General features: G+C 63.2%; 7 protein-coding genes and 1 pseudogene. 5 read left to right on the plus strand and 3 right to left on the minus strand.

Features of this window, described 5'->3' with window-relative positions; genetic code table 11:
* The first annotated feature begins 171 nt into the window (after nt 1-171).
* Complete coding sequence (locus tag LL236_RS14530; RefSeq protein ID WP_228179547.1) at nt 172-654, plus strand: hypothetical protein; 483 nt, start codon at nt 172-174, stop codon at nt 652-654.
* 4 nt (nt 655-658) lie between these two features.
* On the opposite strand, the gene LL236_RS14535 is transcribed toward LL236_RS14530, so the two are convergent.
* The 3 genes from LL236_RS14535 to LL236_RS14545 all read right to left on the minus strand — a co-directional run bounded on the left by LL236_RS14535 (nt 659) and on the right by LL236_RS14545 (nt 7638).
* Nucleotides 659-3601: an AAA family ATPase gene (locus LL236_RS14535; RefSeq protein WP_228179548.1), complete on the minus strand. Its 2943-nt coding sequence runs from the start codon at nt 3599-3601 to the stop codon at nt 659-661.
* A gap of 869 nt (nt 3602-4470) precedes the next feature.
* Nucleotides 4471-5976: a serine hydrolase domain-containing protein gene (locus LL236_RS14540; protein WP_228179549.1), complete on the minus strand. Its 1506-nt coding sequence runs from the start codon at nt 5974-5976 to the stop codon at nt 4471-4473.
* A 265-nt stretch (nt 5977-6241) separates the two neighbouring features.
* A protein-coding gene (locus LL236_RS14545; RefSeq protein ID WP_370428832.1) for an IS3 family transposase occupies nt 6242-7638 on the minus strand; the annotation gives its coding sequence in 2 pieces (ribosomal slippage) (nt 6242-7302 and nt 7302-7638; 1398 coding nt in all).
* 57 nt (nt 7639-7695) lie between these two features.
* Here LL236_RS14545 and LL236_RS14550 point away from each other — a divergent pair.
* From LL236_RS14550 to LL236_RS14565, 4 genes and pseudogenes are all read left to right on the plus strand, one after another.
* The gene (locus LL236_RS14550) at nt 7696-8952 is read left to right on the plus strand and encodes an MFS transporter (protein WP_228179550.1); all 1257 of its coding nucleotides are present in this window, start codon (nt 7696-7698) and stop codon (nt 8950-8952) included.
* Complete coding sequence (locus LL236_RS14555) at nt 8949-9674, plus strand: alpha/beta fold hydrolase (protein WP_228179551.1); 726 nt, start codon at nt 8949-8951, stop codon at nt 9672-9674. The genes LL236_RS14550 and LL236_RS14555 overlap by 4 nt, the downstream gene beginning before the upstream one ends.
* A 94-nt stretch (nt 9675-9768) precedes the next feature.
* The gene (locus LL236_RS14560; RefSeq protein WP_228179552.1) at nt 9769-10494 is read left to right on the plus strand and encodes a GntR family transcriptional regulator; all 726 of its coding nucleotides are present in this window, start codon (nt 9769-9771) and stop codon (nt 10492-10494) included.
* Nucleotides 10495-10648: 154 nt separating this feature from the next.
* Nucleotides 10649-11107: pseudogene (locus tag LL236_RS14565) on the plus strand (helix-turn-helix domain-containing protein); the annotation flags it as partial.
* Nucleotides 11108-11182: the final 75 nt, after the last annotated feature.

An 11182-nucleotide genomic window follows, 5' to 3' on the forward strand; every position in this document is an offset into this window, starting at 1 on the left:
TTGAAATCCGTCATCGTTCCGTCCGTCCAATCTCCGCCAAGCATGCTCAAGCTTCACGATTTTTGCAACAGAGCCCGTTTGAACATACCTCTTACTATCGGGCGCCGGAGGGAGGACGATGTGTCTCGTCAGTTCTTTCTTCCACCATGAACGGTGAAGCAGATGCGTGCGATGACCGACCTCAGCAAGTTCACCTCCGTCCTGCCTTACGCGAGCGAGATGTTCGGCGTGTACACACCGCTGATCGGATGGAAATCCGGCCGACAACTGCGTCGGTTCGCTCCGCGACTGGGGGTCATCGGCACCTACGCGCAGCGCTTTCGCGGACTCGTCGACGACCCGTTCAACGCGGATGGCTACCCCGAGAACGGCCCCATCCGCTCCGGTGTGCCAGCACTGTTCCGGCGCAAGCCACAAAAGGATTCGCTACTGCTCTCCAGCGCCGCGGACATGATCGCCGAGCGCCTGAGGCCCGACACCAAACCCACGTCCGTCGACGAGTGGCGTGCCCTCCTGGATGAGGGAACATTGGACGACTTGCTGCAGAACACGGTTCGTCCGGCGTGGGTCGCACAGACCCGTCAGCGCATCTCTGACGTGCGCGATGCCTTTCCCCATCACAACACCGCGGTCGCCGTGTTCACCAACGCGTGACGGTCTAGAACCGCGAGATGGAATTCGTTGTCGCCACGCCCCGGAACGGGCGATCTGCCTCAGCCAGCGCCGCGCGGGCCCGGTCCTCCTCCACCCGAATCTCCGGCGGCAGCGCCGCACGAAGATGCTGCTCGGCGATCGCCGCATCCCGGAGTTCGATCTGGTGCGCGTAGTCGGCCGACAGCTCCCGCACTCGGACCTGCGCGTCGTGCGTCAACTGGACAGCGTCGGCGCGAAGCCTGCGGATCTCCTCCGCCGAATCGGACGCCTGGCGATCCGCCCGCGCCGCGATGACGCCGATGTTCGGTTGCGCTCCGAACGGGCGACGCGACCGGTCGCTCCACTCGGCCGCATCCACCGAGAGTGCCGGTCGCGCGGCACGCCCCAGCTCAGCCCGGGCGGCATCACGGGAGTCATCGATCGAGATCTCCACACGGCCACGCATCATGTTGTCGGCGATCTGCTCTCTCGCGGTTGCGGCGTCCCAGGCGATCGCGATCGCTTCGTTGTGGATGCGGCCGCGGGTCATGCCGACGTAGAGCCCGGCGGCATCCACCCCGGGGCCGACGACCGCGGCATCCGTCGTTTCACCTTGGATGCCATGAACGGTCGACGCATACGCGAGATGGACATGCTCGGCCATATAGTCGCTACTCACGCGGCGGACATCACCACTATCGGTGAGGCTGACCAGTTCGACCTCGTCCGGCCGGATCTGCCGCACCGTCCAGAGCGCGCGGTTCTCGACCCCCAGTCCACGATCGTTCTGACGGGTCTGCACGACGTCGCTCTCCAGGATGCGCTGCTCCCCCTGCCCGACTGCCATACGTCGGGGGTTGAGCTGTCCACGCTGCACGCGCTGCTCCTGGATCTGCTCGTTGATCGCGGTCGCCTCGTCGTTGGTGCTGGTCACGAGCGCGACCCGCTTGCCACCACCTGCCCACCGGAAGTAGGCCGACACCATCGCGGCGCGCGCGGCGTCGGCGTCCGCCACGCGCTGGATTGATCCGCGCTCTTCGAGGTCGGCCGCGACACGGAGCGCCTCATCGGTGGATGCCGGTTCGCGCATGCGCAGCGTGAGTGCGGCATAGGTGGGGTCGTGGAAGCGGTGCACGGCGGTGAGTTCGACGACGGCGGTCGCGCGCCGTGTGAGGCAGGCCATTGCGCCAGCATGGCCGACGGGCATCGCCTGCAGGTGGTCTCCCACCATGGCGATCCCGGCACCGGTTTCCTGTGCGAGGGCCGCGAGGGCGTTCGCGGTGTGGAGGTCGACCATCCCCGCCTCATCGACAACGACGCGATCACCCGGCCGTAGCGGGTAGAGGCGCGGGCCGTCGTAAGCGCGGTTGGTCCGGGCATCCGTGTCGCCGGGGGCGAGCCGGGACCATTCCTCAGCGCCCGCGGAGTCGCGACCCCACCGCCAACCATGGTCGGCGAGGAGTGCGTGCACGCTGATCGCGGTCGCTCCGATCTCTCGACCGGCGACCGTGGCCGCCTTCTTCGTGGGCGCGACAACGAGCATCCCGCGATCCTGCTGCCTCAGCGCGACGCGAGCGACGCGCAACAGGGTTGTCTTGCCCGTGCCCGCTGGCCCCGTCACCGACACCAACCGGTCAGTCCCTGCGATGGCCGCGGCCGCCTCGACCTGTCCCTCGTCGAGGCTGGAATGCGGGCCGAGGAGCACCTCGCCGATCTCCTCGATGCCGCTGTAGTCGAACCGGATGCCCTGGCGTGTGAGCATCTCGAGGCGACCGGCGAGACCGACTTTGAGCGACACAGTGGATGCCGCCATGTAAGCCTTCACATGCTCGGGTCGCTCGTCCCGGTCCGAGATGAGGTCCACCGTGATCTGGATTGCGCGGGTCGTGACGTCGTCGATGAGTTCTTGGACGTACGCTCGTTCGCTCACAATGCCACTCGCGGCGATTGCCCGGGTGGCGCCGGCACGGACGTCGTAGAGGGAGAACCGGCCACCGCATCCGGTCGAGCGAGCGTCGGCATCCACGATCGCCTTCGCCGCGAGCAGGTCGCGGTCGAGTGCCCCGATGGGGATCGGGTTGGCCTCGATGGCGTCGCGATCGATGAGCGTGTCAGGGGCAAGCGCGGCGATCTCATCGCGGACGCGCTGCTCCCACTCGTCCTCTTCGAGGTCCGCCGGTTTCTGCGGTCGGCCCGTCGCCCACGCGCGCCTGTCAATCTGTTGCAGGATTGCGTGGTCCGGCTCCTGACTGGGGTGAGCGTCGCGCCATTCGACAAGGAGACGCGCCCGGTGCGCTTCGATCTGCGTCGAACGCCGAGATAGCGGCCGCACCAGGGATGCCAGCTCGGTGATCTCACCGTGTTCGTCGAGCGTGTATCCGTGGGCGGCGAGCGCGCGCAACCATTGCGGGTCGGTGCGCGCGGCCAGCTCACCCTCGGCGTTGATGAGGGTGTGGAGCTTCATGGCAACGCGTGAGTCGACGTTCGACCATTGGCCATCCCGGCCCTGGACCTTGACGTTGAGCCACAGGTGCCGGTGAATGTGCGGGTCGAGGGCTCGCGAGCGGCGATGCTGCAACTCGACGACTTCGATGCGGTGCAGTGACTCGCGGATACGCCCGCCGGCGCCGCGTCGCGCGTTCAGTTCGCGTTGCCAGGTGGTGATGATCGTGTGTCGCAGGCGGTCCTGGAGGGCCTCGAACTCGATCGCGAGATCCGGGTGGACGAGGGCTGCGATGCTGTAGGACTTGGGCGCGTTGATCGTGCCGTCAAGGACCAAATCGGCCGTGGGCAAGGTGAGGTCGCGGCCGCGCAACTCGTCGGTGATCGGGTCGTGGCCGTCGACCCAGCGTCGCAGTTCCTCCGCGTCGAGTGCGTCCACGGCGACATTGCCGTCGGTGACGGTGAAGCGCTGGACGCTTACGCCATCGGCGCCGCTGTACCCGGCGAGAGCCTCGACACCGGTCACCGAGAGGAGATGCGAGTCGCAACTCCCTTTGAAAGCGTAGGCCATTGCTTGCCGGACCCCTTGGGACCCGACACCTCGCTTCCACCGCTCGAGGCCACCGCGCATGACCTCAGAGTACGCGTATTAGGTCTAAGTTACGAGTAGTTACACAGAAAGTGCCTGCGTGCATTGCACGCGAAGGCGTCGTCGGCGCAGAGTAGATGGCGAGCGCGGATCCGATGTAGGACTTCCTGGATCCGGTAAACCCTAGAACATGACGGTCATGTGCCGGGCGCGTGAACCGGCACATGGCGAGTTGTGCGATCACACTCCGGTCCAACCCACGTGGTTCGAGCAGGTCAACTTGGCGAAGGTCCAGGTTCGGGTAGCGAAGCCTCTCCGCTTCAATCAACCCCTCGGCGTTCGGGTGGGTGAACGCGATGTAGGCGTCCTCGACGGCGAGCTTGATCCGCGATTCGAGCCATCTCGATCGTGCGGGTATCGTTCCGGACGTCGAATGCGTAGCCGAGTGAGGAGACGCCCGTCTCCCACAGCTTCCGCTTCGTCTCCGTGCCAATCCGGCTCATCGAGCGCCTCCCTCGTAGTAGTCGGCGCCGCCTTACCTGGCCGGTTCTTTCCCCCCACTTCCTTTCACCTTGGTCGCCGTCCGCCGGCCTGGTCCTGGTTCGACTCCAGGGTCGACCACAGATGCGCGGCAGCGAACTGACGCGGGTCCACAAGCAAGCTGTCCGCGTAGCAGGTCAAGCTTCGCACAGTGATAGGGAGCGGTGCCAAGCTGAGGACCCGCTACTTGGCTTGGCGGCACCTCGGACTTCACACCTGACGCGGCCAAGATCCTGGCGCAAGGGACCGAATACGAGCCCAGAGCATTATCTCTGCCTCGCTCTCGTGAGGTCGAAGTTCACACCTCTGATTGAGCCACTGTTGACGTTGGTTGTCACATCGATTCGGCAGTCCACCTCACTCAAGAACTCAAGCCTCAGAGTGTCTCTGAAGGGAGTCGTCGGATACTGAACCTCGATGACAAGTACATCGGATGACTCAACACTCGCGCGCACCAGGCCGACCTCATCGTCCAGCGCATACGAATGATGAAGGTCAGGGAAGTCGAATGGGATGAAGGCCTCTTCCCAACCGCGAGTGGTTGCGGTGAGCTCACCACTGCGCGTACGGAGCTTGATGCGAGTCTCACCTACGCGCCTATCCACAGACACGAGATCCAGAAACTGCGGTGTGCGCCGAGGCTGAAAGCAGCCCAGAAAACTAGGATCAAGCTCAACGGCAGGATCGCTCTTGCCTGACTCGGACTGATCTGAGCGGTAGCTGGAATCTGCGGTTCTTGGAGGCGATGGACTTGGGGAAACGCCGACGCTATCAGTGGTTCGGTAGCCCAGTAAATTGCTGGCAACGAAGTCTGGTAATCGATTGTGCTCCCACGCAGGCATGGATGAAACAACCGCCAGTACGGATCGCTGCGCGGGAAGAATGAACAGGTACTGGCCAAACAACCCGGCCGCGAAGGAGAACCCCGCCTGATGCCCCCAGAGATGATATCCGTACGTCTCCGTTTGGAGTTCGCGAGAGATTGGGGCCGCAATGAGTCTCTTGCCGTCCGAGTAAGGGCGAGAGTCGACCCTCACGTGAGCGCGCATCGAGTCACGCACCCACTCGTAGGGAAGAACTTGTGAGCCTTGCCGGGCCCCACCGTTCAAGTACAGTAAGCCCCACGCGAGATAGTCGCTCAGCCGCAAGCTGAGCCCGTTGCCGCCGGACGTTACGCCCTCCTGGTCAGAATGCCAGCGGAAGTCGCTAATTCCGAGGGGGGCGAAGAGAAGTTCTTCTGCAATCCGTGCGACAGGGGCCCCCGTGACTTCCTGAATGGATGCGGACAAGAGTTGGCTCGGTCCGCTGCTGTAGAGGAAATTACGCCCGGGCATGCTCCCGAACGGCAAGGCAAGCAGGGCACGAGTCAGTCCTGAACTTTGCTCGCGCGCCCACGATCCGCTCACGCCTCTAGCGAACCCTGCACGCATCGTCAGAAGATGCTCAATCGTCAGCGCCTCGAGCTCCGGCGAAACCTGCTTCGGCAAATACCTGGTCAGGACATCGGCAACGCGATCGTCAAGAGACAAATGTCCGTCACGAATTGCAATCCCAACCACCGAGCCGAGAACGCTCTTGGTTGCCGAGTGGAGCGAGTGTCTGAGGTTCGGCGCAAACGGTGGCGCGTACCTCTCATAGATGACTCTTCCTGCGCTCCACACCATCATGCCGTTCGGCACTCCGAATTCTTTGGCGAACAGGTCCGCGAAGTCATGAACCGCATGCTCGCTGAGCTCTTGCCCGGCCCTATCCACGCATGAATATGAGGACATCGGTTCTGGTTCCCTCCAGCGCGTTGATGGGGGAGACGGGATTCGCCGCACCCAAAGCTATTTGTATACAGATATCAAGTCTATGGTATACATTAATGGTGCGGGCCGTCTGGCGCTCGCATCGACAAGACACAAACCTCAGCAAAGGAGCAGGGTGTGGACGAACAGAACTCCGCAACGTCCGTGTTAGGAGTTGAAAAGCCCAGGTTCACGCGGCGACAAGTCGCGGCCGCGGAAAGTGTCAAGGCGGGTGAGACAGATTCCGTCAGGCGGTCTGTATGAGGGCCTCCTGTGAGGGCTGGTTGATCCAGGCGGCCTCGGGCAGCTTGGGCGCCTGGGGTCGGCGGTGGCCGAAGCGCTCGGGACGGGCGGCGTAGGCCGCGTCCAGGGTGGCCTGGCGCTGGGCGCGGACCTGCCCGGCGGTGCCGAAGTGGACGCTGGCGGGGGTGTGCAGCCCGATCCCGCAGTGGCGGTGCTCGTGGTTGTAGTAGGCGAAGAACTGCTCGGCGAACGCGCCGGCGTCGGCCAGGGACCCGAAGCGCTCGGGGAAGACCGGGGCGTACTTCAGCGTCTTGAACGCCGCCTCGCTGTAAGGGTTGTCGTTCGACACGTGCGGGCGGGAGTGCGACCTGGCCACCCCGAGGTCGACGAGCAGCTGAGCGACCGGTTTGGAGGTCATCGAGGTCCCGCGGTCGGCGTGGATCGCCTCCGGCACGCCATGGATGCCCATGGCGTGCTCGAGCAGGTTCTTGGCGATCTCGGCGTCCTCGCGGGCCGCGATGGTCCAGCCCACGACGAACCTGGAGAAGATGTCGAGCACGACGTACAGGTCGTAGTACACGCCCCGCTCCGGCCCCTTGAGCTTTGTGATGTCCCAACTCCACACCTGCCCCGGCGCCGTCGCGACGAGCTCGGGCCGGGTCCGGGGCGGGTGGCTCGCCTGCCGGCGCCGTTCCCCGGCCATGTCGTGCTCGCGCAGGATCCGGTGCATCGTGGACATCGAGCACAGGTAGGTGCCCTCGTCCAGCAGCGTGGCCCAGACCTGGGCGACCGACTTGTCCGCGAACCGCTGGCTGGTCAACACGGCCAGCACGTGGGCCCGCTCGGCGGCGGACAGCTTGTTCGCCGGTGCCGGCCGCGGTGTCCGTGGACGTGGCGGTGGCGGGTTCTTGGCCCGGTAGTGACTGGCGCGGGAGCGACCCAGCAGCGCGCACGCAGCCGCGGTGCCGACGTGCTCGGCCAGCCCGTCGACGGCCGGGTTGATCACCGCGGCGACCGCGGCGGCTTGTCCGCGCTCTCGGAGAGCGTCTCCAAGAGCGCGTGTGCTTTTCCCATCAGGTCCAGCGCCGCCCTGGTCTTGGCCAGCTCGGCCTCGGCCTTCTCCGCCCGGGCCCGTAGCGCCTGCAGCTCCCGCTCGCGCCGGTCCCGCGGCTTGCTGCCCAGCCCGGACAGCGAGCCGGCGGCCGCGGCCTTGCGCCACTCGATGATGTGGGAGGTGTACAGGCCCTCCCGGCGCAGGATCTCCCCACGCCCAGAGCGGTCCGCGGCGTCGTACTCGGCCAGGATCGCCGCTTTGAACTCGGCGGTGAACGTCCGCCTCTTGGGCCGGTCAGCACGAGGAGCCATAGCCCCATCATCGGTGCCGACGTCAGCAACCGTCATCGTCATCTCAGTATTGGTCCGTTCTCGCCCCGTGCAGTGCGAAGGTCAGCAGTGCTGGTGTCTCACCCCATCCTGACGCACAGGGCCGCTGCGCTCGGACACGCAGTCGAGAACTTCGATTGGCTCGCATACTCCGTTTTTGCTGGCTACATCGCGGCAGAGTTCTTTCCCACGGGGGACACGCTGACATCCCTCATGGCGACCTTTGCAACCTTTGCCGTCGGGTTCTTCTTCCGTCCGCTCGGGGGCGTCGTCCTCGGAAGATTCACCGATAGGGTCGGCCGTCGCCCTGCACTCATGTTGTCAATCTCAATGATGGCTTTCGGCTCCCTTCTCATCGCAGTCACCCCCGGTTACGATGCAATCGGTGTCTTCGCGCCGATCCTCCTCGTACTAGCCCGGGCCATTCAGGGTTTCTCAGGTGGTGGCGAGGTAGGCGCCGTCTTCATCTATATGGCAGAGTCTGCGCCAGACGGAAAGAAGGGCCGCCAGGTATCCTTCGTGTACATCGCCGTTGGCGCGGCGCTGCTTCTTGCATCATCCCTGGGTACTGTGATGACCGCTACACTCGGGACAGATGGTGTGGCCAACGGAGCCTGGCGAGTCCCGTTTGTTGTGGGCGCCATCATGGGACTGGTCGTTCTGGTGATGCGCCGCGCGCTGCCCGAGACCGACGAGTTCACGAATGCAACGTCGACACAACGACGCGTCTCCTTCCTCTCGGTTGTGAAGGAGTCACCTGGAAGAATCTTCGCGATTTTCATCTATTCGGCCGCTGCTTCACTGTTGTTTTACGCAATCGTGAGCGGAACGGGTGTGCTGGTGAGCGCCACTTCCTCGGCAGTGCAGGAGACTCCATCCCTTGCTTTCACCGCGATGACCGTCGGTATTGTGGTTCACGTACTGCTGATGTACCCCTTCGGAGCACTGGCTGACCGTTACGGCATGATCCGTACTACGGTGATCGGACTGGTCACCATCGCGGTGATCTCCTTGCTGATTCCTTGGATCCCGCTCGACACCGTTGTTGCCGTCTTCCTCGTTTACATATTGCCGATGGCAGCGTTGGCGATGATTGTCAGTGTTCTACCTGCGGTTCTTCCCCCGATGATTCCCGCGGAGGTCCGCGGAATCACCCTCGGTATTTGTTTCGGCTTCGCAAGCGCCCTGTTCGGCGGCACTGCTCCATACGTACTCACTTACACGATCTCCGTTGGCATCATGCCGTGGTTCTACATATATGTGGCCGCACTGTCTCTGGTCGCGGCGATCGCCATTTCACGAACGCCGCGCCAAGGAAAGGATCCTGAATGAGTTCGCCCGTTGGCTCGATCACTTTCGTGCACGGCATAGGAGGGAGCCCGCGAACGTTTCATCACCAGATCGAAGCGTTCGCGGGATCCCCGCTGTCATTCGTTCGCCTTCCTGCGCGTCGGTCGATCGAAAATGGTGAAAACCACGGAAAGTGTGATGTGTGGTCGGCAGTAGCGTCTGTTGAACAACAGATCTTGCAACTCGCGCACCGCCCCCGTCTCGTCGTAGGACACAGCATGGGCGGAATCCTCGCTGCACTAGCTGCCACACGAAATCCACAGCTCATCGACAGTCTCATAATTCTCGATTCGAACCTTCCCATCACGGGTGAGGCGAGGCTCAGCAGATCCGAGCTCACTCGTCTTGGCGATCCAGATGACCAGTGGCGACGGATATCTGAATCCCTCATGTCCATGACCGGCACCATCTCAGAAGCAGACATCGCCGAGATAGCGACGGGCCTCGCTCGAGTGGATGGCTCGTGCGCCTACGAACTTGTCCGTACCGCGCTGAGCATCGATTCTATTGATCTCTGGAAGAGGCTCCCCGTCGACACGACATACGTAGCAAGTGCCAGGCAGCTTGACTCGGAAGCAATGACCAGCATCAACGCCCGCGTGAGGGTAGTCAGTTTGCCTGGTGGTCACTGGCCTCACATTGAGAGTTCTCGTGACGTCAACGACATCATCCGCACTCAATGGACGTCTCTGCATCAAAGCTGATACCTCTGCAGTCAGCTGATTGCTCCTCAACAGATACCACCGAGTATCGACTACTCTCGAAGCCAAGACGACCGCTGGAAAAGGGCAATGGACTGTGAAACAGAGCGACTTCGCCCACCGTGAAATCCTCCGTCAGATCACTGAGCTTGAGCTTGCTCCCGGGACTCCTCTGAGAGAGGTTGCGGTTGCTGAGTCCCTTGGTCTGTCGCGAACCCCTGTCCGTGAAGCGCTACAACGGCTCGTACGGGAGGGTGTAGCTACCGTCGTCGGACGATCGGTTGTGGTTTCGCGACCGACAATCCGAGACCTGACCGAGGTCTATCAGGCACGTGAAGCCATCGAAGGCTACGCGACCGCGCTATGCGCAGCTCATTCGCCTGACATCTTCAAAGACCTCGCGGAACGTTTCGCCATGTTCGAAACTCTCGCCCGCGATACCGACTTGAGTGGGAAATCAAGCGACCCGGACGGGGAGTACGCACTCTTGCTCTCCGATCTCGATCAAGCGATCATCGACAACTGCGGCAACAGTCGGCTTACCACCTTGCTATCCAACATTTGGACCGAAGCTCGGCGCATACGCCTGATCGTCCTTACTGGCGGCGGGTTCGATCGTGTTCGTGAATCAGCGACCGAACACCGTGAGATCTGTCAAGCGGTCGCGGGAGGAAACGGGCAACTCGCGTCACAAAAGACAATCGAACACCTTCGAGCAAGTTATACCAGCGCCATCAAGAGTGTCCTGCTGAGACAATCCGATATCCCGTTCATGAACCTACCTTTGGTAGGAAGCCCCGCGAAGTCAGCCGACCAGCGATAGCAGCACGATGGAGGTCCCACCTCCGGACTGTGCGGCATCTTTGGGGAGTCATCCGCTAGCTGTACTTCCCCGTCAGCTCGTGAACGGCTGAGGTAGGCGAAGACCTCCGGGCAGGATGTGGGTTACCACACTCGCATCCTGTCCGGAGGTCTTTGTGACTCACGCTAACGCGCCTTTCACGCCGGAGGGGCGCCGTCGTCTTGCCGTTCTGATCGTGAAGAAGGGTTGGCCGTTGCGGCGAGCCGCGGAACGGTTCCAGTGCTCCCCGGCAATGGCGAAGCGGTGGGCTGACCGGTACCGGGCTGGGGATCCGTTGACGGACCGCAGCTTGAGGCCGCTGTCCTCACCGACCCGGTTGCCGCGGAAGACGGAGCGGCGGATTGTCGCGTTGCGGCTCACGCGCCGGTGGGGTCCGCATCGGATCGCGTATCACCTGCATCTGCACCGCTCGACTGTTGGGCGGGTGCTGGCCCGCTACGGGATGCCGAAGCTGGCGAACATCGACCAGGCCACCGGGCTGCCGGTGCGGAAACCAAAGCCGAAGCGGTACGAGGTGGCCGCGCCGGGCCAGCTGTTGCACGTCGATATCAAGAAGCAAGGCCGGATCCCTGATGAGTATTCGGTCCTCTGAGCACCATCGGTATTGCGGTTGAGCACCGCTCGCTGAGCAACGTGTTCTCGTCGTTGA

It is taken from the genome of Microbacterium schleiferi, from assembly GCF_020781975.1.
Taxonomy (GTDB): Bacteria; Actinomycetota; Actinomycetes; order Actinomycetales; family Microbacteriaceae; genus Microbacterium.

What these genes read in the sequence shown, in the direction of transcription:
- LL236_RS14530 (WP_228179547.1), top strand. Translation starts at nt 172, where the DNA reads ATGACCGACCTCAGCAAGTTCACCTCCGTCCTGCCTTACGCGAGCGAG.
- LL236_RS14540 (WP_228179549.1), bottom strand. Translation starts at nt 5,976, where the DNA reads ATGTCCTCATATTCATGCGTGGATAGGGCCGGGCAAGAGCTCAGCGAG.
- LL236_RS14555 (WP_228179551.1), top strand. Translation starts at nt 8,949, where the DNA reads ATGAGTTCGCCCGTTGGCTCGATCACTTTCGTGCACGGCATAGGAGGG.